Consider the following 24201-nt stretch of genomic DNA (forward strand, 5'->3'; position numbering starts at 1 on the left):
CTCCGGCGACGCGGACGTCCCCCTCCGGTAAGGTGACGATCTTCGGCCGGCGGAGGCCGCCCGGAGTCCCGATGGGCCGCGCCAGCCATGACACACACCGACCGCACCACGCCTGCGCTCCGACTCGACCGCGCCCCTGCGCAGCCCGGCCCGGACCCGACCGCCGCGCAACTCCGCCTGGACCGCGCCCTCGACGCCTTGGACCTCGCCTTCCGGGGTGCGACCGCCCCCGCCGACGAGGTGCAGTGCACCTGCCACTGGGGCAGCGAGGAGGAGCTGGCGCTCCTGAAGGTGCCGGGCGTCGAGCTCTCCCCCGACCTGCTGCGCCGCACCTGGGAGGCCCCCGACTGGCGTGATCAAGCGGCGGTGATGCGCCGGATCCTGCCGCAGTTCGCCAAGGCGCTGGTCGACGGACGGGTCGAGCCGCTGTTCGGCGCGTTCTGCGCGGTGGGCAAGTCGTTCGCCCGCGGCCAATGGCGCCAGTGGCCGGCGGACCAGAGCGCGGCGGTATGGGAGTTCCTGCGAGCGTGGTGGGCGCAGGCACTCGCCGACCCCGCCCCCGCCGTCCCCGTCCATGAGCTTCTCGCCCTGTGCACGGAGGCGTCCGGCACGCTCGGCTGCTGGCTGGCCGCCTGGGAGGCGCGCGACGACGGCGTGGCCGACCGGCATCTGGCCGAGGCCGCCGCCCGGTGGGAGTACGACCTGCTCGGCGACGAACTCCCCTGGGACGCCTGGTACGAGGACGAGGACGCCCTGCGCGGCGAGCTCGCCGCATGGCTGGTGCGCCGTGTGCCCGCGCGGCTCCGTCCGCAGGACGGCCACGAGGGGCTGCTCCACCGGATACGCCTCGTCGGCCTGACCGGCGCCGCACGCTATGAGGACCCGCACTGGCCGGGGCACCGGTACTGACGGGGTCGGCGCCGGGGCACCACTACCGGCCTTGTCGCCGCCGTGGCACCGCTGCCGGCCTTCCCGCCGTGGCACCGCTGCCGGCCTTCCCGCCATGGCACCGCTGCCGGCCTTCCCGCCATGGCACCGCTGCCGGCCGTAGCCGTCGCGGCACCCAACCGCCCTCGGCCGCCTAGGACTTGAGGAAGCCCGACACCCCGTCCGCGATCCCCTTCGCCGCCTTCTGGCGCCAGGACGCGCTGCCGAGCAGTGCCGCGTCCTTGGCGTCGCGCATGTTGCCGCATTCGACGAAGACCTTGGGGACCTTGGTCAGGTTGAGGCCGCCGAGGTCGCGGCGGACGTCGAGGCCCGTGCCCTCTCCGACGTAGTTGGAGGGGGCCATGCCGGTGGCGCTGACGAACCTGCCCGCGATACGGACGCCGAGGTCGCGCGAGGGGCCGACGATCGCGCGGGTGTCGGCGGAGCCCGCCTGCACGGCCGCCGGGAGGATCACGTGGAAGCCGCGGTTGCCGGCGGCCGAGCCGTCGGCGTGCACGGAGACCACCGCGTCGGCCTCGGCCTCGTTGCCGATCTCGGCGCGCTCGTCGACGCAGGGGCCGAAGGCCCGGTTGCGGTCCTGGGTCAGCTTGACGGTGGCGCCCTGGTCCTCCAGGAGCTCACGGATACGGCGCGAGACGTCTAGCGTGAACTCCGCTTCCGTATAACCGGAGTTGGTGGAGGTGCCCGTCGTATCGCACTCCTTCTTGTTGGTGCCGATGTCGACGAGGCGGGCGATGTCCCGGGGATGCCGGAAGTTCGACGGGTTGTGGCCCGGGTCGATGACGACGACCTTGCCGGCCAGCGGGCCCTTCCCGCCCCCGGCCGGCTTCCCGGTGGACTGCGAGGGCTTGGGGTCGTCGGGCGTCTTCGCGGACGGCTTGCCCGACGGACTCTGCGTACGCGACGGATCCGCCTGCGCCGTGGAGGACGACCCGCTCGGCAGCGGCAGCACCTTCGGCGGCTCGTCCTCCTCGCCGGCACCGCCCATCGCCTGCCAGAGCAGCCAGCCGGCCAGCGCCGTCGGCACCAGGGCGGCGACCGCCACCAGTCCGGCGCCTCGCCTCAGCGGGCGGCGCGGCTTCGGGCCGGGATCATCCGGATCGTCGTACGAGTAGGACACAGGGCGAGCCTACGCCCTGAGCAGGCACCGGATCCGGCCTACGTATCCGCCGCCCGCCCGCCGCGGCGACCCAGCCGTCCCCCGCACCGCGCCGGCCACCGGAGAGCACCTGCTCTCCGGTCCGCCTCCCCCGCCGCCACGGCCTCGCGGCACCTGACCTCTACCCCGCCCCCTGCCGCCACGTGGTCTCCCGGCACCTGACCTCTACCCCGCCCCCCTGCCACCACGGGGTCTCGCCGCACCTGCCCCTTGCCGCCACGTGGTCTCGCGACCACCCGGCCGCCTCCGCCCCGCCCTCCCCGCTGCCACGACCCCGCGGCACCTATCCTCTGCACCGTGCCCGTACGCCTGTCGCCGCGGCTCGCCGCGATCGTGAACGCGCTTCCCGTCGAGCCGCACTCCCGCGTCCTGGAGATCGGGTGCGGGCCCGGCGCCGCCGCGCGGGCCGTCGCAGAGCGGCTCACCACCGGGCACATCCTGGCCGTCGACCGGTCCGCCGCGGCCGTCGCCCAGGCCGAGGCAGCGGCGCGGCGGGAGATCGCGTCCGGGCGGATGAGCGTCCGCCTGGTCCCGGCCGAGGACTTCGTCCTGGCGCCGGGCGAGGAGCCGTACGACCTGGTGTTCGCCGTCCGTGTCGGCGCTCTCGACGGGCGGCATCCCGCGGCCGGCGAGCAGGTGCTGCGCCGGATCGCCCGCGCGACCACGGCGGACGCGCGGCTCTTCGTCGACGGCGGCGACCCCTTGCGGGAACTGACCATCCCGCGCGCATGAGCAGGCGGAGGCGGACACAGGCCGGGACCGACCGGACACATGCCGGGACGGGCGAACACATGCCGGGACCGAGCCGGTCACATGGCGAACCCGCTCCCCTCACATACCGGGCCCGGTCCGTCGCAGCACACGCAGCGAGTCGGTCGCCGAGACCTCGGTGAACGCGCCGGACTCCAGGGCCCTCAGATAGATGCGGTACGGGGCCTGCCCGGTGAACTCGTCGACCGGGTCGGGAAAGACGTCGTGGATCAGGAGCAGCCCGCCCTCGGCGAGATGCGGCACCCAGCCCTCGTAGTCGGCGACGGCGTGCTCGTCGGTATGGCCGCCGTCGATGAAGAGGAACCCCAGTGACCCTCCCCACACTCGGGCCACCTGCGGCGACTTGCCCACGAGCGCCACAACATGGTCCTCAAGTCCCGCTTTGTGCAGAGTGCGGCGGAATGTCGGAAGCGTATCCATCTGCCCGACCTCGGGGTCGACGACCTCCGGGTCGTGGTACTCCCAGCCCGGCTGCTGCTCCTCGCTGCCCCGGTGGTGGTCCACCGTGAGCGCGGTCGTCCCGGTCTGACGGGCCGCGTCGGCGAGCAGAATCGTGGAACGGCCGCAGTACGTGCCCACTTCGAGCAGCGGAAGCCCGAGCGCACCGGCCTCGACCGCCGCCGCGTACAGGGCGAGTCCCTCACCGAGCGGCATGAAGCCCTTGGCGGCTTCGAAGGCGGCCCGCACCTCGGGCTTGGGGGTCGCGGACATCGGGGCCTCCATGACGACGCCGTACGGCAAGAAGCGCGTACGGCCAGAGTGTGGGCGGGTGTTGTGCGGGTCGTGTGCGGACGCGGCGCAGGCGTACGCCAGTTCCCGGGGTCGCCCATGCTGCCGTATCCATTCGGGAACCAATAGCGAGGTCCCGCATCTCCTTTCTCACAGCCGGGTAGACAGTCGGGGTCTTTATACCGAGCAGACACCTTGGCTGATCGGGCGATAGTGTCATCCGTACGATGGGGGGCCACCGGGATCTTGCCCGCGCTCCGCACCCGCGCACCGGCGACAGCGACGCCCACCGACGACTCGACGACGATGAAGGACCTGAAGTGAATTTCCGCTCTCTGACACGAGGCGACGGCGTGGTGATCGCAGCAGCGGTGTTGCTGTTCATCGCCTCTTTCCTGGCCACTTTCGACGGCGACGGCGACGACGCCCCCACCGCGTGGGACGACGGCAACCTGCTCGTCAGCGTCTTCCTTCTGGGCATCATTGGCGCCGCTCTGATCGCTGTGGGCCGCGCGCAGCAGCCGGCGCGCAAGGTGGCAGGTCTCGACCTCGGGCAGATCGGCGTCGCGTTCACGATCGCATCGGCGCTGAGCGCACTCTTCAAGATGTTCGATCTGCCGGGCTACCTCGACGCCGCGGAAGGCTTCCCCACGGATCAGATCGATGCCGGTACGGGCATGATCCTCGGCCTCATCGCCGCTCTGGTCCTCGCCGCCGCAGCGGTCGCCACCAACATGGTCCCCGCCCTGCAGGCCCCCCTCATGGGCGCCCCCAAGCCGCCGGCCCCCCAGTACGGCGGCCAGCCCGGTCAGCCCCAGGGCGGCTACGGCTACCCGGGTGCCCAGCAGGGTCAGCCGCAGCAGCCGTACGGCCAGCAGCAGCCTCAGCCCTCGCAGGGCGGCTACCCGCAGCCCGGCCCGGCCGCCACGCAGCCCGGTCCGCAGCAGGCGGGTGCCGCGCCGCAGCCCGCCGGGGACTTCTCCCCGTTCTGGTTCGCCGTGCCGGTGCCGCGTCCGCTGTACGGCGAGGACGGCAACCCGACCCCGATCGCCGAACTCGCCCCCGGTACCTGGTACCTGGCGGTCGAGCAGCGCGGTCCGGGCCTGATCGCCCAGACCCAGGACGGCCGTCGCGGTGTGCTCCAGGACACCACGGGCATCCAGCGCGGCTGATCTCCGCACGCGGCGCGACGCAGCACAGCACGGCAACGGCCCTCCGCCTCTCGTTGAGCAGGCGGAGGGCCGTTGTGTTGTCTCCGTGCACCCCTTACAGTGCCCGCAGCTGACGGCCCGTCAGTTGAGGAGAAGGGGGCAGGGATGCGGCTCGGGATCACCCTCGGATACTGGGGGCGCGGCCCCAAACCCGAACACGTGGGGCTCGCCCAGGAGGCCGAGCGGCTCGGCTACGACTCGGTGTGGACCGCGGAGGCCTGGGGTTCGGACTGCTTCACACCGCTCACCTGGATCGCCTCGCAGACCTCGACCATCAAGCTGGGCACGGCAGTTGCCCAGATGGCCGCCCGTACGCCGACGGCGACGGCGATGCACGCGCTCACCCTCGACCATCTCTCCGGCGGCCGGATGATGCTCGGCCTCGGCCTGTCGGGGCCGCAGGTGGTGGAGGGCTGGTACGGGCGCCCGTTCCCCAGGAGCCCGCTCACCGCGACCCGCGAATACGTGGACGTGATCCGCCAAGTCCTGCGCAGGGAAGGTCCGGTGAGCCTGCCGGGGCGCTTCCACTCCCACCCGTACGCGGGCGAGGACGGCACCGGTCTCGGCAAGCCCCTGAAGCCGATCACCCACCCCCTGCGCGCGGACCTGCCGATCTTCCTGGGCGCGGAGGGTCCCAAGAACATCGCGCAGACGACCCGCATCGCGGACGGCTGGCTGCCCCTCTACTGGTCCCCCACCCGCACGGACGTCTACGAGGCCTCGCTCACGGAGCTGCCCGAGGGCTTCCGTATCGCCCCGATGGCCCGCGCGACGGTGTGTGACGACGTCGCGGCGGGCCTGCTGCCGGTGAAGGCGATGCTCGGCTTCTACATCGGCGGCATGGGACACGCCTCGAAGAACTTCCACGCGGACCTGATGGCCCGGATGGGATACGAGGCCGAGGCCCGCCACATCCAGGAGCTCTTCGCGCAGGGCCGCAAGGAGGAGGCGGTCCTCGCCGTCCCGGACGCCTTCGCCGACGAGATCTCCCTCGTGGGCCCCCGCGAACGCATCGCGGAACGCCTGGAGTTGTGGCGCAAGGGCCCGGTGACGGATCTGCTGCTCATGTCCCCGGACGTGGAAACGATGAGGGTGCTGGCGGAGCTGAACTGATCAGCCCCTGCGGCGGTTGAGCAGATCCGAGCGAAGCTCGGATGCGGGGCAGGACGACCCCTCAGCCACCCATCTGCGACAACGACGGCACCTTGTTCTCGACCGGCGCCCCCGCATCCTTGCCCGCGTCCTTCACCGAGTTGATCACGTCGTCGAACACCCCGGCCACATCATCCGCACCGTCACCCTTGCGCAGCTTGGCCGGCAGGTCCTTGAGGGACTCGATGCCCGCGGCCAGCGGCGCGACGGCCTTGGAGAGCAGCGGGTCGCCCTCGGCGTTCTTCGCCGCGGCCTTCAGCCGGTTGTACGCGAAGGCCCCGGCCAGACCGGCCTTGACCAGCGTGAACTTCCGTCCGTCCGCGCCCGCCTTGAACTTGCCGTCCCGCGCGGGCTTGATGATCCACTGATACGCGGCGCCGGCGGCGAGCCCCGCGTTGGCCACGAACCTGGCCTTGGCGAACTTCTGCTGCTCGGCCGTGCTGGTGCTGCTCGGGTCGGCCCCGGCGTCGTTGTCGCTGCTGCCGCACGCGGTCGTACCGGCCAGGAGCGCGCCGCACAGAAGGAAGGCGACGACCATACGGACAAGGAGCGGACGGCCGCTCGCGGAGCCTGCGGTGAGCACAGTGGACCTCCCGAATCGTGTGGGCCGCCGGTGGCGGGTGCGACCGGGGCCCTGCAGGCAGCCTCACCCGGGTCCCGGTGTACCGCCACTCGGGCGAGCCCGTCCGTGGCCCGGCCTGAATCCGACAGGGTTTCGAACGCCGCGATCCGGTCACACGATGCTTATGTCTCGCAACGGTAGGGGTACGTGGCACGCCGGTACGGTCATCGCGGTGATCGCCGACATCATGGCCGCGATCATCGGCCTGTGGATCCTGATGTATCTCCTGGACGCAAACCGTGCGAACGACCTCGTGCAGTTCGTGCAGGACGCCGCCCGCTGGCTCGCCGGCTGGTCGCACGACCTGTTCACCTTCGACGAGGAGTGGGCGCGCGTCGTCTGCGGCTACGGCCTGGCAGCGATCGTGTACCTCTTCGTCGGCCACCTGGCCGCGAACCGGATCCGCCGCTACTGACCAGGCCCTCTCAGCCGCAGCAGTCGGGCTCGAGCCCGGCCGGCAGCCGGCCCTCGCCGAACACCGCGCACGTCGCCTCGTGCCCGCCGAGCGCCGCCACCGCGAGCAGCAGCGCGCCCGCGGTCCATGCGGTGAGCTCCTGCGGCCAGATCGCGCTGTCCTCGTACACATAGCCGGTCCAGTACAGGCCGCTCTCCGGATCGCGCAGGTGCTGGATCGACTTGAGGATCTCCAGGGCCCGGTCGGACTCCCCCATCACCCAGAGAGCGAGGGCGAGTTCGGCGGATTCACCGCCGGTGACCCACGGGTTGGGCGACACGCACCGCACCCCGTATCCGGGCACGACGAAACGCTCCCAGCCCTCCTCCATACGGGACTTCGCGTCCGCTCCCGTCAGGGCGCCGCCGAGGACCGGGTAGTACCAGTCCATCGAGTAGCGGTCCTTGTCGAGGAAGCGCTCCGGGTGGCGGCGTATCGCATGACCGAGCGCGCCGGCCGCCAACTCCCAGTCGGGCTGGGGCTCTTCGCGTTCCTCGGCGATGGCGAGCGCGCAGCGCAGGGCCTGGTGGATCGAGGACGAGCCGGTCAGGAGCGCGTCGGTGACGGGGGTGCCGTCCTCCTCGCGCTTCCAGCCGATCTGCCCGCCGGGCTGCTGAAGGGAGAGCACGCACTCGATCGCCGCGTAGACGGCGGGCCACATGCGGTCGAGGAAGGTGTCGTCGCCGGTGGCGAGGTAGTGGTGCCACACGCCGACGGCTATGTACGCGCAGAAGTTGGACTCGACGCCGCGGTCCGTGGGCGCCTCGGCGTCCCCGTCGGCGTACGCGGCGAACCAGGAGCCGTCCTCGCGCTGGGTGCGCACGAGCCAGTCGTACGCGCGCTCGGCGGCCTCGTGCTCTCCGGCGGTGTCGAGGGCCATCGCGGCCTCGGTGTGGTCCCACGGGTCGAGGTGGTGGCCCCGGAACCACGGGATGGCGCCGTCCTCGCGCTGGCACGCGAGGATCCCTTCGACGGTGTGCGCGGCCTGCTCCGCGGTGAGGACCCCGGGCAGTACGAGATGCTGCGTCCGGGGAGTGGTCACTTGGCGCCCGCCGAAGAAGCCACGACGGCCTCGTCCGCCACAGCGGCCTTGGGGAGGTGCGGCTTGGTCGCGTAGGCCACGAAGCTCTTGCCGATCACGGGGTTCAGCGCCCGCTCGGCGGCCCGCGTGAGCGTCGAGATGCCCTTGGTCTTCATGATGTCCCAGACCAGGAGCTGGTGGTACGCGCGCACCGGAAGGGCCTTGTCGTTGTCGACGCCGAAGGCGCACTTGAGCCACCAGTACGGCGAGTGCAGCGCGTGCGCGTGATGGGTGCCGTACGGCTTGAGTCCGGCCTCGCGCATCCGGCCGAGCAGTTCCTCGGCCTTGTAGATGCGGATATGGCCGCCCTCGACCTCGTGGTACTCGTCGCTGAGCGCCCAGCAGACCTTCTCGGGCCCGTAGCGCGGCACGGTCACGGCGATGCGGCCACCAGGCTTGAGCACGCGCACCATCTCGGCGAGCACACCCTTGTCGTCGGGGATGTGCTCCATGACCTCGGAGATGATCACGACGTCGAAGGATTCGTCGGGGAACGGCAGTTGGAGCGCGTCGCCCTCCATGGCGGTGGCGGTGGCACCCTCGGGGGCCTCACCGGCCTCCTTCATGGCCGCGAACCACTTGGCGACCTCGCGGATCTCCTCGCCGTTCTGGTCGAGCGCCACGACCTGGGCGCCGCGCCGGTAGCACTCGAAGGCGTGCCGCCCGGCCCCACAGCCGAGGTCGAGCACGCGGTCGCCTGCGGCGAGCGGGAAGCGGGTGAAGTCGACGGTCAGCACTCGGGCCTGCCTTCGTGGTCGGGTGCGGCTGGAATCGCGGGCGTCACGGTCTGAGGTACGCGGGTCATCGGGCGGTCCGTCGCGGAGCCGCCGCCATGGCGGCCCGGTAGTGCGCCACCGTGCCCTCGGCCGCCCGGGCCCAGGTGAACTTGGCCAGCACCCGCTGACGGCCGGCGGCCCCGAGCCGCGTCCGAAGGGCGGCGTCCCCGAGCAGGCGGGTCAGACCGACCGCGAGCGCGTCCGCGTCCCCGGTCGGGACCGCGAGGCAGGTCTCCCCGTCGGGCCCCGCCACCTCCGGAATCGCCCCGCCGGTCGTGGCAAGGAGCGGCGTCCCCGTCGCCATCGCCTCGGCGGCCGGCAGTGAGAACCCCTCGTACAGCGAGGGAACACAGGCGACTTGAGCGGACCGTACGAGGTCGACGAGCTCCGCGTCGGAGATGCCCTTGACGAACTCGACCGCGTCCTCGAGCCCGTACCGCGCGATCGCCTTGGCGACCGGACCGCTCTCGGGCCGCTTGCCGACGACGACGAGATGCGCGTGCGGGGTCTCGGTGCGCACCTTGGCGAGCGCCTCGACCAGGTACACCAGGCCCTTGAGCGGCACGTCCGCGCTGGACGTGGTCACGATCCGCCCGGGCACCTCGGGCACCGAAGGGTCGGGCGAGAACAGCTCGGTGTCGGCGCCGATGTGCACGACGTGGATACGGTCCTGGCGCACCCCGAGATGCTCCACGATCTCGTCGCGCGAGGTGCCGGAGACGGTCAGGACGGAGGGCAGCCGGCGGGCGACCCGCTTCTGCATCCGTGTGAAGCCGTACCAGCGGCGCTTGCCGGCCCGCTCGCGCCAGCCCTCGGCGGCGTCGATCTCCAGCTGCCGGTCGACGGTGATCGGGTGGTGGATCGTCGTCACGAGCGGGGCACCGATCGCGCCCGGGCCGCCCAACAACCCGTATCCGAGCGTCTGGTTGTCGTGGATGACGTCGAAGTCCCCACGGCGCGCGGCGAGATGGCGCCGGGCGCGCAGCGAGAACGTCAGGGGCTCGGGGAAGCCGCCGGTGAACATCGTGCCGACCTCGACCACGTCGATCCAGTCGCGGTACTCGTCGCGCTTCGGCGTACGGAAGGGGTCGGGCGAGCGATAGAGGTCGAGGGAGGCCAGCTCGGTCAGCGAGACCCGGTCGTCGACCTCGTCGAGCACCGGATACGGCTGCGCGCCGATGACCTCGACGTCATGGCCGAGCCGGGCGAGCTCGCGCGAGAGATGCCGTACGTAGACACCCTGGCCGCCGCAGAACGGGTTCCCTTTATAGGTGAGGAGCGCGATCCTCAGCGGCTTGTCGCCGCCGCCCGGGTGCTCGACGGTGCGCGGCCGGTCACCGACCGTACTCGTGGCCGCGTCAGGGCCCGCGGGGCCCGCCTCCATGGCCTCAGCGGTCACTCACGGCCCCCTTCTGACTGCATTGCCCGCGAGATTACGCCGGGACGCTAACCTAGAACAAGTTTCAGACTTGATCGCTCGAAGAGCATCGAATTTACCGGCAGGTAAGCAGACCGGAAGGCCTGGATCAGGTGATTCGCGCCACGACGGGGCCCCTGCCATGCTGTGGCCCTCCCGGGGCTCCCCCACCCAGCCGGACATGGAACGCGGAACGGGACAGATGACAGCGGAAGCCAAGGAATCGGATCCAGCGACCCCAGCCCTGACAGAGCGTCAGGAAGCACGCCGTCGCCGCATTCTGCACGCGAGCGCCCAGCTGGCCAGCCGGGGCGGATTCGACGCGGTGCAGATGCGCGAGGTCGCCGAGTCCTCCCAGGTCGCCCTGGGCACGCTCTACCGCTATTTCCCGTCGAAGGTGCACCTCCTGGTCGCCACGATGCAGGACCAGCTCCAGCACATGCACGGCACGATCCGCAAGCGCCCGCCGGCCGGTGACACGGCGGCCGACCGCGTGGCGGAGACGCTGATGCGGGCCTTCCGCGCGATGCAGCGCGAGCCGCATCTCGCCGATGCGATGGTGCGCGCCCTGACCTTCGCGGACCGCTCGGTGAGCCCCGAGGTCGACACCGTCTCGCGCCTGACCACGGCGATCATCCTCGACGCGATGGGGCTCGACGAGCCGACCGCACAGCAGCTCTCCGCGGTCCGGGTCATCGAGCACACCTGGCACTCCGCCCTGATCACCTGGCTCTCGGGCCGGGCCTCGATCGCCCAGGTGAAGATCGACATCGAGACGGTGTGCAAGCTGATCGATCTGACGATGGACGAGCCGGCCTGACGCGCACGTCACGGGCCGTGTCTCCACGCCGTCCCGGTCACCTGCGCAAAGGACGCCCTTCGACCACGACGTGACGGGCCGATGAAGGTCCGGCGACCGTTCCGCGGTGCGCATGCGTCCGTCGCGCGGCAGGTCGCACGTGCGCCCCCGTGCTCCCGCTTGGCCGGTTCTCCGCCCCCGTCGCGGCGGGGGCGCCGGTTCAATGGATTGCGCGCTGAGAGCCCTCTGAGCAAACCCGGGCGTACAAACCGGTCCGTTCGCGGGCTCTGCAGGAAGCAACCGGTGTGCGGGGAGCTGGAGGGGCGACAACGTTGATCCGGGTACTTCTGGTGCACGACACCTGTCTGCTGCGGTCGGTGCTCGCCGAACGGCTCGACCGCGAACCCGACTTGGAGGTGGTCCATACGGCGTGGCCCTCGGCCGCGGCCCGGGCGCGTGCCCTGCGGCCCGATGTGTGCGTGGCGGATCTCGACTGCTCGGACTCGTACGGGCTCGCTCCACTGGCCGATCTGCGCGCATCCGCCGGCAGACCTGCGACCTGCCGGCTCGTCGTGCTCGCCAGTGCGCAGCGCCCGGGGCTGATCCGCCGCGCGGCCGAGGCGCAGGCGGCGGGTTACGTGGACAAGGCGGGCACGCCGGATCAGCTGGTCAGGGCGATCCGGGAGGTCACCGCGGGGAAACGGTTCGTCGACGAGACGCTCGGCTTCGGCTTCCTCAAGGCCGCGGAGATGCCGCTGACGCAGCGGGAGCTGAGCGTGCTTTCGCTCGCGGCGCGCGGGGCGTCGATCGCAGAGATCGCCCTGAGTCTGCATCTGTCGCGCGGGACGGTCCGCAACTACATGGCGGCGATCACCCGCAAGACGGGGGCCCGCAATCGGGTGGACGCGATCCGGATCTCACAGGGGGAGGGCTGGGTCTGAACGCACCACAGGGACCGGGGCCGAACTCGCGGCTGATGAGGCCGAACTCGCAGCCGCCGGGGTCGAGTTCGCCGGCGGAGGGCTCGGGCGGGCAGACCCGGAGCCGGCTTGGTGCGTGAGCCTCCCGGCCGCCGTGTCGAGGTCGAGGACGAGGTCGGCCCGTGCGGCCGCGCCCGCGCGGTGGGCCACGACCACCAGGGTCGTGTCGGGGCGGCCGCGGAACGCGCGCTCGGCGCGGAGTTCGGCGGCCGGATCGAGCTCGCTCGCCGCCTCGTCCAGGAGGACCAGGCGGGCCGGGGCCAGATACGCGCGGGTGAGGGCGAGCAGCTGGCGTTCGCCCGCCGAGAGCGCCGCCGGATCGGCCTGCGCGTCCAACCCGCCCATACGGTGGGTGAGTTCGGCCGAGCCGATCCGCTCGGCGGCCGCGAGGATCTCCGTGTCGGCGGGTGGTCGCGGGCACAGATACGCGAGGTTCTCCCGTACGGTCCCCGAGAAGACATACGCCTCCTGTGGCACGAGCACCCGGTCGGCGAGCGCCCGCACCTCTCCCCCGCCGGGCGCGAGCAGCCCCGCGATCAGCGCCGTGAGCGTGGACTTGCCGCTGCCGCTGGGCCCGACGACCGCGAGGTGCGCGCCGGCGGGCACCTCCAAGTCGATGCCGTTCAGGACGGGTTCGGCCTGCGGCCCGTACCCGAAGGTGACCTGGCTCAGGCCGATGGCATACGGGTCCGGGGGCGCCGTGACCCGTACCGGCGGCGTCGCGGCGGGCTCGGCGAGCAGGCGGCGCAGGACGACGAAGAGGCGCGAGCCGGTGGTGCCGAGGCCTTCCATCAGAGCCTGCAGAGCGGGCAGCAGGGACTGCGTGAGGTAGACGAGGGCGCCGGCGAGTACGCCCGGGCTCACGCCCTGGCGAAGCAGCCAGGGCGCGGTGACCAGGAGCAGCAGGATGGGCAGCCGGCCGCCGACGGAGACGGAGAGCACACGCACTCCGGCCCAGCGGGCGACGGACTCGGCGGCGGCGCGCTCGGCGTCCACGGGTCCGGCGGCGGCTGCGGCGACGCGGCGTTCGGCGCCGGCCGCGCGGATGTCCCGCAACCCTCCTACGGCACGGCCGAGTTCGGCGGACACGGTCTCGTCGGCGGCGAGGAAGCGCTCCTGGCTGCGGGCGAGCGGGCGCAGGGTCGCGGCGAACAGGACGAGTCCGGCCGCCAGCGGGGGCGCCACGACGAGGAGCAGTTCGGGCGCGAGCACGAAGAGGCCGGCGAGCGCGCCGATCGCGGTGAACACGAAGGAGCGCAGGACGAGAATCAGTCCGGCGAGGGTGTCCCGGGCGATCTCGACCTGGTGGGTGAGGCGGGAGACGGCGGCGTCGTCGGGGGCGTCGAGGGCGCGGCGCACGACCCGGCGTACGAGCGCGTCCCTGGCGGGTTCGACGAGCGCGGCCACGCACCGGTAGACCCGCCCCGTCCCGTACGCGGCGACGGCGACGGACCCGCCGGCCACGGCGAGCCAGCCGATCCCCGTCGTGTTCTCCCCGGCCAGGAACCCGTCGTCGAGCGCCCGCGCGAGCGCGTACCCGAGCAGCCAGGTCTGCCCCGCTTCGAGCAGCGACCAGAGGGCGAGGAACACCAGGTCACGGCGGTGGGCGCCGAGAAATCGGGCTGCCGGGCGGGCGAGGCCTGGGGGGTGGGGGGTGGAGGGGTCGCCAGAGGAGGGGGTGTGGGCGGCGGAGGGCTCGTGGGCCGAGGGCTCGTGGGCCGAGGGTGCGGCGCCGCAAGGCTCGGCGGCGGAGGTCTCGCTGGTGGAGGGTCCTGGGCCGGCCACCTCGTGCGGCGTCGCACCCTCCGCCGCGTGCGCCGCCACGCCCTCCGCCACAGCACGCCGCGGCGCCGCGCCCTCCGCCCGAGCCGAACGCTCCACGCCCTCCGCCCGGACCCGCCGCCCCCACCCCCTACCCCTCATCCCCGAACACCCCCCGATACGCCGGATCCCGCCACAGCACGGCATGCGGGCCCACTGCCCGCACCCGGCCCTCCTCAAGCCACACCACACGGTCCGCGCGGGCGGCCGTGACCGGGCGGTGGGCCACGACGAGGCGGGCGCGGGACGGGGACGGGTGGAAGAGGATTTCGCCGACCTGGGCCGCCGTGGCGGAGTCCAGGCCCGAGAGCGCGTCGTCGAGGATCAGGAGTCGGCCGGGGCGGGTGAACGCGCGTGCCAGGCCCAGGCGTTGGCGTTCGCCGCCGGAGAGCGGGGCGGACGGGCAGGGCGTGGCGTAGCCCGCCGGCAGCCGGCGGACGAAGGCGTGCGCGCAGGCCTCGCGCGCGGCCTGGACGACCCGCGCCTGCCCCGGATCGCGCATCCCGAGGGCGATCGTGTCGTGGACGGTGGCGCCGACCAGCTCGGGGCGGGCGAAGGCCTGGGTGACCGCGGTGCGCAGCGCGTCATGGGAGAGGGCGGGCAACGGGATTCCGTCGAGCAGCACGGTCCCCGCGTCGGGGTCGTCGAGGCGTCCGGCGAGCGCCGCGAGGGAGGACTTGCCGCTGCCGGAACGGCCCACGACAGCGGTGACGGAGCCACCGGGCAGCGAGAGCGCCGCAACGTTCAGGACAGTGCGGCCACCCCGCCGCAGGACCGCATTCCTGAATTCCAACCGACCTATTCCAGAAGGGAGTTGTGAAGATCCGTACGCCGGAGCCGGCAGGGCGAGCACCTCCTGGAGCCGGTCCGCGGCGCGCCGGGCCCGCACGAGTGCGTTCACCTGGCCGACGAACGCGCCGATCCCGGTCGCGAGCACCGCATAGCGCCACGCCGCGAACAGCCCGCCCACGCTCAACTCCCCGGCGGCCACCCGCAGTCCGGCCACCGCGAGCACGCTGAGCTGAAGGAGCGGAAGGAGCGTGGCGGCCTGTGCGGTGGAGCGGCCCTGGACCCGCCACATGCGCAGGCCCTGGCGGCGCAGCTCGGGCAGCGGCGCGAGGATACGGGCGGCCTCGCGGTCGCGGGTGCCCGCCGCGGCGACCGTACGGGCGCCCCGTACGGCCTCGACGAGCCGCCCGGCGATCAGCCCCTGCGCGGCCAGGTAGCCCGAACTGCTGTCGCCGGAGGCCCGTACGAAGAGGCGGAGCAGCAGGGCGAGCAGCGGCATCCCCACCACGAACGCCACCGCAGTGGTCCAGTCGGTGAGGACCAGCGCGATGAGCGCGCCCACCGGAAGGAGCGCGCCCGCGGCGAGCGCGACCGCGGTGGCGGGGGCGGCGCCGGCCTGGGCGGCGTTGCCGACGAGCCGGGCCACGAGGTCGCCGGGGCCGAGGCGTTCGGCCGCCTGGGGGCCCGCGGCCAGGACGTGGCGCAGGGTGCGGGTGCGCAGCCGCGCGGTGGTGCGGGCGCCGAGCGCCGCGGTGGACAGCGCGTCCAGGGCGGCGAAGAGGGCCGCGGCACCGAGCAGCAGCCCGCATTCAAGGACGGGACCGGTGGCGTCCTTGCCGGTCAGAACGGCGTCGAAGGCGCGGCCGAGCGCGGCGGGCAGCGCGAGGGTGGCCGCCGCGGCGGCCAGCGTGCACAGCAGTACGAGCGCGGCGAGCCCGGCCCCTTGCCTCAGCCCCTGCTTCAACAGGGTGTGCGGGGAGGGGCGTTGCGGCATGGGAGCAGGCCTCCTGGAAGAGGTGGGGGTGACCCGGGCACACCTCGCGGAACCGAGGTGGCCCCGGGCGCGCTGGTCACGCGTCGCCCGGGGCCTGCGCGTACGGTGCCGGCCGGTCAGGAGCCGAAGCGGCTCCACGCGTCACCGGTCCGCACGGGCCGGATCACAGACGGACCGGAGCGGATCCGGTCACAGGCAGAGCAGCGTGCTGTGCGAGCTGTGCTTGTCGCACAGGAGCAGGCTCGCGCTGCTGAGGTCGCCACCACCGCCGCCGCCGTCGGTCTGCGGCTGGGGGACGTCCATGCTCTGCAGGTCGAGAAGGGCCATGGTCTCTCCTTGATGTCGGGGCCCGCGGTGCGCGGACCCGCTGGGGACGTTGATGCGGCGTGCCGCCCGTACGCGGTGATGTCACGCACGGGCCTGTTCGGCCCTGGTCCGGGCCGTCTGTGGGGCCGCCTCCGCGAGCGGCGTCGGGGCCGCCTCCACGGGCGGCGGTGGGGCTGCGGTCCGTGAACCACCGCACGCGGCACGGCGGTTGGGCAGAAACGGCAGGCTCGCCCCCTGCGCCGCGCCCAGCGCGAGCAGACAGCCGGCCGTGCCGGTCGCGAGGTCCATGGACAGGCGCAGCATCTGGTCGCCGGGGAAGGCGCGGTGGCCCTCGTAGGCCATGGCGTACCAGTCGAGCCCGGCGGTCTGCGCGGCCAGCTGTTCTGCGGGTGCCCCGCTGCGGGCGAGGTGCCAGACCATGCCGGCCCGCCCGTTGAACAGTCCGGGCTGTGCGTAGTAGCGCAGCCGGGCCGCGGGCGCGACGGCCGCCCGCGCCCGGGCGAACTCCTCGTCGGCGCGGTGCACGAGGTACTCGTCGAGCACCGCCGCGATCCCGACACTGCCCGCGCCCAGATACGGCATGGTGCGGACGCCTTCGTCGACGACGAGCGCACCGGACGCATCGGTCACGCAGCGCGCGAGGTCGGCGCGCAGGGCCGCCGCGGCCCGGTCGAGGAACGCGGGGTCCCGCGTGGACTCGTAAAGGCGCAGGAAGAGCAGCGCGGGTCCGCTGGAGCCGCGCAGGAGTCCGGCGCGCGGCACGGGCAGCCGCGCGGCCGCGATGTCGGCCGCTTCCAGGGCGAGTTCGCGCAGGGCCGGCCGGTGGACGGCGAGCCGGTCGAGTACGAGGCCGAGTCCCGCGAGGCCGCCGTGCAGATCGGGGGCGAGCCGGCGCCAGTTCTCGCCGAGCACGCGGCCGGTCAGGTCCAGGGCGCGTTCGGTGTGGCCGAGCTTGTCGAGTACGTACGCGACCCCGGCGAGGCCGTCGTACAGGCCGAGCGGTGTGCCGTCGGGCGGCGGTTCGGTGCGTTCGAGCAGCCACCGCTCACCTTCTTCGTGGCGCGGGCAGCCGGTCTCGGCGAGCGCGTACAGGACCCCTGCCGCGCCGTGCGCGAGCCCGAGCCCGCCGCCGTCGGCGAACTGTGCGATGTCGCCGGGGTAGAGGCGGTCCTGGCGTTCAGGTGTGGCGGACGCGAGGACCGCCGCGGCGAGCGCGTCACGGATGCGCGGCCAGTCGCCCGCGGCGGGTTCGGCGGGGATACGGGACGGCGCGTCCGGCCCCTCGATCACCCGTACCGCCTCGTCGAGAAACTCCCCTGGCACATCCGGGAATTGGGCGCGGGCGATCTCCGCCAGGTGTGCCGCCTTGCCCCGGTCCACGGCGAGCAGCGTCGTCATCGGCACGAACAGCGCGATCTTCATGCAGGCGAGCGCATAGTGGTCGACCTCGAAGCCGCTGCGGTCGGCCGGCGCGAGGAACCCGGGGTGGGCGATGGCCTGCCCGCGGTGCTCCTCTACCGGGGTCGCGGCCTCGAAGTCCAGGAGTCTCACGGTGCGTTCGTCCTCGCCGACCATGATGTTGAACATGTGCAGGTCGTTGAAGACGAGCCCGCGCCCGTGCACGGCGTCGACGGCCCGCTCCACCTCGCGCAGGATGCCGAGCGCCCAGCGCGTGTAGTCCGCGACCGCCCCGGGGTCGGGCTCGACGGCGAGCAGCGGATGGCGGCGCGCGAAGAAGGAGTTGAGGGTGGTGCCCGGCAGATGGTCCATGACGAGGAAGCGGTGGCCGTCGACCTCGAACCAGTCGCGCAAACCGGGCGCGACACCGAGCCCGCCGAGCCGCTCAAGGGCGGCCCGCTCCCGCTCCAGGCGGGACACGGCGTCCGCCCCGTCGGCGGCGAGACCGGCGTGCGGCCGCGCCTCCTTCAGGACCACTTGTTCCCCGGTCCGGGTGTCGGTGCCCGCGTACACCCCGCCGCCGTTGGAGAAGTGCAGCGCCTTCTCGATGCGGTACGGCAGGCCGGTGACGGTGGACGCGTTGCGGGCGTCGAGGTGCGGGCGCAGGAACGCGGGCAGCTCCACCCACTCGGGCAGCCGGAACACGGGCTCTCTGCGGTCGGGCACGAGGGCGCCCTCGGCGTTCTCGATCGCGGGCACGAGCCGGCCGCCCTCGCCGACGCAGTGCCGCTGCACGAACGCGCCGTAGCGGACGTAGAGCGGGCCGTCCGCGTACCGCAGATCCGTCAGGATGTACGGGCCCGGCCGACCGCCGAGCAGCTCGTCCAGATCCCGCAGGACCGCGGCCAGTTCGGCCTCGTCCTTCGGATAGACGGTGACGAACTTGCCGCTCGAACCGCGCTGCGCGTACTTGGAGTTGCGCAGATGCAGCGCGTGCGGCCCGGGCACGAACTTGAACGGCAGTCCGCGCGGCACGCAGTAGTCCCAGACCACGGCCGCGGTCTTCTCGGCGTTGTCGAGGCAGGCCGAGACATGCACCTTCCAGCCCTGCCGGGGCCGGTCGCGGGTGCCGGGGTCGAGGTGCAGCCAGTCCCCCGCGCTCTCGCGGCGCCAGCCCTCGGGTGCGGGCCTGCGGGCCGCCTCGTACAGCGGGACGGAGCCTGCACGCGAGGTGATCCGGTCCGGTGTCTCGTAGAAGTACCGGTCCGCGAGGCAGAACACCTCGTAGCGCTTGTCCATCCCGAGCCCCCTCCTGCGGCGTGGCAACGAGATTTCCACGCCGCCCCGGACGGGGGTAAGTCGCGTTTGTCACGACGGCACCGTGACGAACGCATGGGTAACTCCCGTGGTGGCAAAAGGAGTTGATGACGAGGCAGCCGGACACGGAACAAGGGGCCCCTCCATGAGGAGCCCCTTGCGCCGTTTGTCGTGACCGGTCAGTCCTCGGGCGGGAACACCGCCTCCCCGGAGCCGAGGAGCGTCAGTGTGATCGCCTCCACCGGGCAGCCTTCGGCCGCCGCGAGGATCTCCTCGTTCGCATCCGTCTCGGACTCCTTGGGGTGCGACTGGCGTGCGGAGTCGAGGCGGAAACCCTCCGGGGCGTTGGTCGCGCACATACCCGAGCCGATGCACACACCCCGGTCGACCTCGACGTGCCAGCGGTCTCCCATCAGGCACTCACCCCTCGTAGCCGTTCGGCAGGTGGATCATCTTGTTCTCGAAGTACTCGCCGTACCCCTCGGGCCCGAACTCGCGCCCGAGGCCGGAGTTCTTGTAGCCGCCGAAGGGGCCGAGCATGTCGAGGCTGAAGGTGTTCACGGAGTACGTGCCGGTGCGCACCTGGCGGGCGATGTCGATGCCGTGCTCGGTGTCCGCGGTCCAGACGCTGCCGCTCAGACCGTAGTCCGAGTCGTTGGCGATCTTCACGGCATCGGCCTCGTCGCCGTACGGCAGCAGGCAGATGACCGGTCCGAAGATCTCCTCCTGGGCGATCCGCATCGAGTTGTCCACGCCCCCGAAGAGCGTCGGCTCCACGTACCAGCCCTTGTCGATCCCGGCCGGACGCCCGCCGCCGGTGAGGATCTTGGCGCCTTCCTCCTGGCCGATCCGGATGTAGTCGAGGGAGCGCTGCTGCTGGCGCTTGGCGACCAGCGGGCCGAGCTCGGTGGCCGGGTCGAGCGGGTCACCGACCTTGAGCGCACCGGCGTACGCGGCGAAGGCGTCGGCGAACTCGTCGTAGCGGGACTGCGGGACGAGGATGCGGGTCTGGGCCACACAGGCCTGCCCGTTGATCATCCAGGCGAAGGGGCCGATGCCCTTGACCGCGGTCTCCGCGTCGGCGTCCGGCAGGATCACGGCCGCGGACTTGCCGCCGAGCTCCAGGGTCACGCGGGTGAGGTTGCGGGCGCAGACCTCCATGACGCGCTTGCCGGCGCCGACGGATCCGGTGAAGGAGACCTTGTCCACGCCCGGGTGCGCGACCAGGTACTCGCTGACCTCGCGGTCGGCGGGCAGCACCGAGAGAACACCCTCGGGCAGCCCCGCCTCGTTGGCGATCTCCGCCAACATGTAGGAGTCCAGGGGCGCTTCGGGCGACGGCTTGAGCACCGCCGTGCAGCCGGCGAGCAGCGCGGGGCCGAGCTTGGCGGCCGCGGTGAACTGCGGGACGTTCCACGGGATCACGGCGGCGACGACACCGACCGGCTCGCGCCGCACGATGATCTTGCCGAGGATGCCGTCGCGACGCTCCTCGTACGAGAAGTTGCGGGCGTTGGCGATGGCCGCGTCCCAGGCCATCATCGAGGCGAGGGCCTGCACCATGACACTGGAGGTGTAGGGCGTGCCGTTCTGGGAGCTGATGAGACGGGCCATCTCCTCGTGCCGCACGAGGATCGCGTCCTTGATCTTGGTGATGACCTCGATCCGCTCGTCGAGGCTCATCCGGGGCCAGGGGCCCTCGTCGAAGGCCCTGCGCGCGGCGGCGACCGCGCGGTCGACATCGCCCTGGGCGGCGTGCGGCACCCGGCCGATGACCTCCTCGGTGTGCGGGGAGATCACCTCGATGACGTCCTTGCCGACGGGGTCGATCAACTCCCCGCCGATGAACAGCTTTCCGTGTTCCACGAGCTCGGTCATGGCCGACTGCCTCCTGCGGGGCGGTTCCTGACACCGTTTCAGACTTTGGCTTCCCGAACTGATACCAGTTCTAGTTAGAGGAGTCGAGAGCTCCAACCAGGGCTTCGGATGGATGACTTGGGCTACTACTGAAACTAGTTCTAGTTATAGTGGTCGGGGTTCGGCCAAACGAGAGGCGGCACTTCCATGACGCAGGTGACCGAGCACGGCGGCGGGGTCTGGTCGCTCAAGGTGCCGATCCCGGACAACCCCCTCGGCCACACCCTCGTCCACCTCCTCGACACCGACCGCGGCCCGGTCCTCATCGACACGGGCTGGGACGACCCCGAGTCCTGGGACACCTTGGTCGCGGGTCTGGCCGCGCTCGGCACGGACATCAAGGACATTCACGGCGTGGTGATCACCCACCACCACCCCGACCACCACGGCCTGTCGGGCCAGGTGCGGGAGGCGTCCGGCGCGTGGATCGCGATGCACCCCGCCGACACCCATGTCGTACGGCGCACGCGCGAGCAGGTCCCGGGCCAGTGGCTGGACTACATCACCGCGAAGCTGACCACGGCCGGCGCGCCCGAGGAGCACCTCGCGCCCATCCACGCGGCCCGCGAGTCCGGCCGTATGCGCACGGTGCCGGGCCTCAACTCGGCGCTCCCCGACCGGGACATCACCCCGGGCGAGCTCCTCGACCTGGCCGGCCGCCGGCTGCGCGCGATCTGGACGCCGGGTCACACCCCCGGGCACGTATGCCTGCACCTGGAGGAGGACCACCCCTCGGGCCTGGCCGGAAACGGGCGGCTCTTCTCGGGCGACCACCTGCTCCCCGAGATCTCCCCGCACATCGGCCTGTACGAGGACCCGTCCGAGGAAACGGTCGCCGACCCGCTCGGGGACTACCTCGACTCCCTGGAGCGCATCGGACGCCTCGGCGTCGCGGAGGTCCTGCCGGCCCACCAGTACGCCTTCACGGACGCGGCCGCCCGCGTCCGCCAGCTCCTCGACCACCACGAGGAACGCCTCGCGGACCTGCGCCGCCTCCTCGCCGAGCCGCTGACGCCCTGGGACCTGGCAGTCCGCATGGAGTGGAACCGCCCCTGGGACCAGATCCCGTACGGCTCGAAGAACATCGCCGTATCGGAGGCGGAGGCCCACCTGCGACGCCTGGTGAAGCTGGGGCATGCGGAGGTCGTGGAGGGCTCGGACCCGGTGCGGTACGTCAGCCCGTAACCAGCCCCTGCGGCGTTTGAGCAGATCCGCACGAAGTGCGGATGCGGGGGTGCAGGGGGCGAAGCCCCCGCGGTCCCACCCACCCTGGGGGCTCCGCACATGGGGTCCGGGGCGCAGCCCCCCACGCGGTGGAGCCGCACATGTCACAGCCGGGAAGGGGCGGGCAGGGGAAACCAGCCCGCCGCAGGCGCCCCACCCGCACCCCCACCGCAGCCGCACCCGACGACGAAACCGCCCCACCTGACCGGCCGGTACAGTAGGCGGCGCAATCACCACGCCCGTACGGAGGGAAGCCGGTGCGAACCCGGCGCTGACCCGCAACCGTGTGCCGGCCCACAAGGACCGGCGAGCCGGAATGCTCCGCAGAGCGGCGTGCGTGGCTCCAGTCGCCGAAACCACCGGCGACCGGGACCGTCGAGGTATACGGATCCGGAGCCCGGTGCCTCAAGCGGCCCGTGCCCGGCCCAGCAGGAGAGGCACCGTCCGTTCATGAACGCCCGCCGCAGCGCCGCCACACTGGCCGCCGCCACCATGCTCTGCATGGCCGCCGCCCCCGTCGCGACCGCCGACACCGCGCCTCCCGCGAACCTGCCCTCGGGCCTGTACGGCAAGACGGACCCGAAGTACGACGGCGTCTTCCGCCAGTCGTACGCGCTGCTCGCCCAGGACACCGTCGGAGTGAAGCCCGCCGCCAAGGCCGTGGACTGGCTGACCGGGCAGGCCTGCGACAACGGTTCGTACGCCGCGTTCCGCGAGGACCCCTCGAAGGCCTGCGACGCCAAGACAGTCGTCGACTCCAACTCCACCGCCTCCGCGATCCAGGCGCTCGCCGCGCTCGGCGGCCACGACGCCGAGGTCAAGAAGTCCGTGGAGTGGCTCCGCTCCGTGCAGAACGAGGACGGCGGCTGGGGCTACAACCCGGGCCTGCCCTCCGACGCCAACTCCACCTCCCTCGTCGTCGGCGCGCTCAAGGCGGCCGGCCAGAACCCGGCCGAGGTGAAGTCCCAGAAGGACAAGGCCCCGGCCGACGCCCTGGTCGCCCTCTCCATGGACTGCGCCGAAGGCAAGGGCGCCTTCGGTCTCGCGGACATGAAGACCGGCAAGCTCGCCCCGAACGCCGACGCCACCGCCGCCGGTGTCCTCGGCGGTCTGGAGCAGGGCCTGGTCGTGAAGGCCGCGGCCAAGTCCGAGCCGGTCAAGTGCGCCAAGGCCGCCGATGCCAAGGCCGCCGCTCAGATCGGTGCCGCGTACCTCGCCGACACCCTCGCCAAGGACGGCTACCTCACGTCCTCCATGCCCGGCGCCGAGGACCAGCCCGACTACGGCAACACCGCCGACTCCGTCGTGGCCCTGTCCGCGGCCGGTCTGACCGACCAGGCGAAGAAGCCCCTGGAGTACCTGGAGAAGAACGGTGCCGCCTGGGCCGAGCAGTCCGGCTCCCCCGCCGCCTACTCCCAGCTGATCTTCGCCGCGCACGCGGCCGGCGCCGACCCGAAGGACTTCGGCGGCACCGACCTCGTCACCGCCCTGAACGCCATGGGCCCGGCTCCCGAGAAGGCCGAGTCGGCCGCCGCGAAGGACGAGAAGAAGGACGAGGACTCCTCGTCCATGAACGTCTGGTGGATCATCGGCGTCTTCTTCGTCGCCAGCGTCGGCGTCGGCTTCCTGATCAGCGGCCGCAAGAAGAACAGCCTGTGAGCACGCTCCGGCGCGGCGGCATCGCTCTCCTCGTGGGAGCGGTGCTCGCCGTGCTGTTCGCGGCTCCCGCGCAGGCGGACGCGTACCGCTACTGGTCGTTCTGGTTCAAGAACGACCAGGGTGCCTGGGCCTACGCCACGCAGGGTCCCGCGACCGCGAAGCCCTCGGACGGCGATGTGGAGGGCTTCCGGTTCGCCGTGAGCGAGGACTCCGCCGACGCCGCCGAGCCGCGCGGGGCCGCCGACTTCGCCGCCATCTGCGCCGGTACGGAGAAGAAGGACGGGCAGAAGCGGATCGCGCTCGTCATCGACTTCGGCACCGGCGAGGACGCACCGTCCGGCGAGACCCCGCCGAAGGCCCGTACCGCCTGTGCGCAGATCGCCGAGGACGGCACATCGGCCGACGCACTCGCCGCGGTTGCCAAGCCGCTGCGCTACGACAGCAACGCGCTGCTCTGCGCGATCTCCGGCTATCCGAAGTCCGGCTGCGGTGAGCAGATGTCCGACGCGGGCTCGTCGGACCGGACCGGCGCACCCGCCGCGTCCGAGAACGCGGACGACGACGGCGGCCCGTCCGTCGGACTGCTCGCCGGCCTGGCCGCGGTGCTCGTGCTCGGCGTGGCAGCGATCTGGCAGGCCCGCCGCCGCAGGGGCTGA

The 24201-nt window shown here is 72.4% G+C and carries 22 protein-coding genes; 10 read left to right on the forward strand and 12 right to left on the reverse strand.

Going from position 1 to position 24201, the window contains the following annotated elements:
* The first annotated feature begins 87 nt into the window (after positions 1-87).
* Positions 88-909, forward strand: a complete 822-nt coding sequence (locus H9Y04_RS07945; protein WP_236070617.1) for a hypothetical protein — start codon at positions 88-90, stop codon at positions 907-909.
* A gap of 172 nt (positions 910-1081) precedes the next feature.
* Here H9Y04_RS07945 and H9Y04_RS07950 read toward each other — a convergent pair whose 3' ends face one another.
* A complete protein-coding gene (locus H9Y04_RS07950; RefSeq protein ID WP_187812940.1) occupies positions 1082-2068 on the reverse strand; it encodes an N-acetylmuramoyl-L-alanine amidase in 987 nt (328 codons plus the stop codon).
* Between the two features lie 336 nt (positions 2069-2404).
* On the opposite strand from H9Y04_RS07950, the gene H9Y04_RS07955 reads away from it, so the two are divergent.
* On the forward strand, positions 2405-2839 hold the full coding sequence (locus H9Y04_RS07955) for an SAM-dependent methyltransferase (RefSeq protein WP_187812941.1): 435 nt from the start codon (positions 2405-2407) through the stop codon (positions 2837-2839).
* Positions 2840-2938: 99 nt separating this feature from the next.
* Here the strand turns inward: H9Y04_RS07955 and H9Y04_RS07960 are convergent, their stop codons facing one another.
* Entirely contained in the window at positions 2939-3589 is a 651-nt protein-coding gene (locus H9Y04_RS07960; RefSeq protein WP_187812942.1) for a class I SAM-dependent methyltransferase, read from the reverse strand.
* A 338-nt stretch (positions 3590-3927) separates the two neighbouring features.
* Between H9Y04_RS07960 and H9Y04_RS07965 the strand changes: the two genes are divergently transcribed.
* Together H9Y04_RS07965 and H9Y04_RS07970 are read left to right on the forward strand one after the other, a co-directional pair.
* Positions 3928-4779, forward strand: a complete 852-nt coding sequence (locus H9Y04_RS07965; RefSeq protein ID WP_187812943.1) for a DUF5336 domain-containing protein — start codon at positions 3928-3930, stop codon at positions 4777-4779.
* Positions 4780-4923: 144 nt separating this feature from the next.
* On the forward strand, positions 4924-5931 hold the full coding sequence (locus H9Y04_RS07970) for an LLM class F420-dependent oxidoreductase (RefSeq protein WP_187812944.1): 1008 nt from the start codon (positions 4924-4926) through the stop codon (positions 5929-5931).
* Positions 5932-5992: 61 nt separating this feature from the next.
* On the opposite strand, the gene H9Y04_RS07975 is transcribed toward H9Y04_RS07970, so the two are convergent.
* Positions 5993-6508 carry a hypothetical protein gene (locus H9Y04_RS07975; RefSeq protein WP_187813099.1) on the reverse strand — a complete coding sequence of 172 codons (516 nt, stop codon included), beginning with the start codon at positions 6506-6508 and terminating at the stop codon, positions 5993-5995.
* A gap of 202 nt (positions 6509-6710) precedes the next feature.
* On the opposite strand from H9Y04_RS07975, the gene H9Y04_RS07980 reads away from it, so the two are divergent.
* Positions 6711-7007, forward strand: a complete 297-nt coding sequence (locus H9Y04_RS07980; protein WP_187812945.1) for a hypothetical protein — start codon at positions 6711-6713, stop codon at positions 7005-7007.
* A 10-nt stretch (positions 7008-7017) separates the two neighbouring features.
* On the opposite strand, the gene H9Y04_RS07985 is transcribed toward H9Y04_RS07980, so the two are convergent.
* The 3 genes from H9Y04_RS07985 to H9Y04_RS07995 form a co-directional block, all read right to left on the reverse strand.
* Positions 7018-8088 carry a prenyltransferase gene (locus H9Y04_RS07985; RefSeq protein WP_187812946.1) on the reverse strand — a complete coding sequence of 357 codons (1071 nt, stop codon included), beginning with the start codon at positions 8086-8088 and terminating at the stop codon, positions 7018-7020.
* Entirely contained in the window at positions 8085-8864 is a 780-nt protein-coding gene (locus H9Y04_RS07990; RefSeq protein WP_187812947.1) for a class I SAM-dependent methyltransferase, read from the reverse strand. The genes H9Y04_RS07985 and H9Y04_RS07990 overlap by 4 nt, the downstream gene beginning before the upstream one ends.
* A 64-nt stretch (positions 8865-8928) precedes the next feature.
* Entirely contained in the window at positions 8929-10302 is a 1374-nt protein-coding gene (locus H9Y04_RS07995; RefSeq protein WP_308800894.1) for a glycosyltransferase family 4 protein, read from the reverse strand.
* Between the two features lie 220 nt (positions 10303-10522).
* On the opposite strand from H9Y04_RS07995, the gene H9Y04_RS08000 reads away from it, so the two are divergent.
* Together H9Y04_RS08000 and H9Y04_RS08005 are read left to right on the forward strand one after the other, a co-directional pair.
* A complete protein-coding gene (locus H9Y04_RS08000) occupies positions 10523-11140 on the forward strand; it encodes a TetR family transcriptional regulator (protein WP_187812948.1) in 618 nt (205 codons plus the stop codon).
* Between the two features lie 311 nt (positions 11141-11451).
* Positions 11452-12060 carry a response regulator transcription factor gene (locus tag H9Y04_RS08005; protein ID WP_187812949.1) on the forward strand — a complete coding sequence of 203 codons (609 nt, stop codon included), beginning with the start codon at positions 11452-11454 and terminating at the stop codon, positions 12058-12060.
* Here the strand turns inward: H9Y04_RS08005 and H9Y04_RS08010 are convergent.
* The 6 genes from H9Y04_RS08010 to H9Y04_RS08035 form a co-directional block, all read right to left on the reverse strand.
* A complete protein-coding gene (locus H9Y04_RS08010; protein ID WP_308800895.1) occupies positions 12037-13980 on the reverse strand; it encodes an ATP-binding cassette domain-containing protein in 1944 nt (647 codons plus the stop codon). The two genes, H9Y04_RS08005 and H9Y04_RS08010, sit on opposite strands and share 24 nt — an antisense overlap.
* Before the next feature lie 31 nt (positions 13981-14011).
* Positions 14012-15703 carry an ABC transporter transmembrane domain-containing protein gene (locus H9Y04_RS08015; protein WP_187812951.1) on the reverse strand — a complete coding sequence of 564 codons (1692 nt, stop codon included), beginning with the start codon at positions 15701-15703 and terminating at the stop codon, positions 14012-14014.
* Between the two features lie 189 nt (positions 15704-15892).
* Positions 15893-16030 (reverse strand): SapB/AmfS family lanthipeptide, encoded by a 138-nt coding sequence (locus H9Y04_RS08020; RefSeq protein ID WP_187812952.1) that lies wholly within the window; start codon positions 16028-16030, stop codon positions 15893-15895.
* A gap of 81 nt (positions 16031-16111) precedes the next feature.
* Complete coding sequence (lanKC, locus tag H9Y04_RS08025; protein ID WP_187812953.1) at positions 16112-18727, reverse strand: class III lanthionine synthetase LanKC; 2616 nt, start codon at positions 18725-18727, stop codon at positions 16112-16114.
* A 197-nt stretch (positions 18728-18924) separates the two neighbouring features.
* A complete protein-coding gene (locus tag H9Y04_RS08030) occupies positions 18925-19158 on the reverse strand; it encodes a ferredoxin (protein WP_187812954.1) in 234 nt (77 codons plus the stop codon).
* 7 nt (positions 19159-19165) lie between these two features.
* On the reverse strand, positions 19166-20623 hold the full coding sequence (locus H9Y04_RS08035) for an aldehyde dehydrogenase (RefSeq protein ID WP_187812955.1): 1458 nt from the start codon (positions 20621-20623) through the stop codon (positions 19166-19168).
* Positions 20624-20809: 186 nt separating this feature from the next.
* On the opposite strand from H9Y04_RS08035, the gene H9Y04_RS08040 reads away from it, so the two are divergent.
* The 3 genes from H9Y04_RS08040 (at position 20810) to H9Y04_RS08050 (ending at position 24201) form a co-directional block, all read left to right on the forward strand.
* Complete coding sequence (locus H9Y04_RS08040) at positions 20810-21847, forward strand: Strvi_7410 family MBL fold metallo-hydrolase (protein ID WP_187812956.1); 1038 nt, start codon at positions 20810-20812, stop codon at positions 21845-21847.
* Between the two features lie 489 nt (positions 21848-22336).
* Positions 22337-23545, forward strand: coding sequence for an SCO2321 family membrane protein (locus H9Y04_RS08045; protein ID WP_187812957.1), 1209 nt, complete (start codon positions 22337-22339; stop codon positions 23543-23545).
* A complete protein-coding gene (locus H9Y04_RS08050) occupies positions 23542-24201 on the forward strand; it encodes an SCO2322 family protein (RefSeq protein WP_187812958.1) in 660 nt (219 codons plus the stop codon). The genes H9Y04_RS08045 and H9Y04_RS08050 overlap by 4 nt, the downstream gene beginning before the upstream one ends.

Source organism: Streptomyces polyasparticus (genome assembly GCF_014493765.1).
Lineage (GTDB): Bacteria > Actinomycetota > Actinomycetes > Streptomycetales > Streptomycetaceae > Streptomyces > Streptomyces polyasparticus.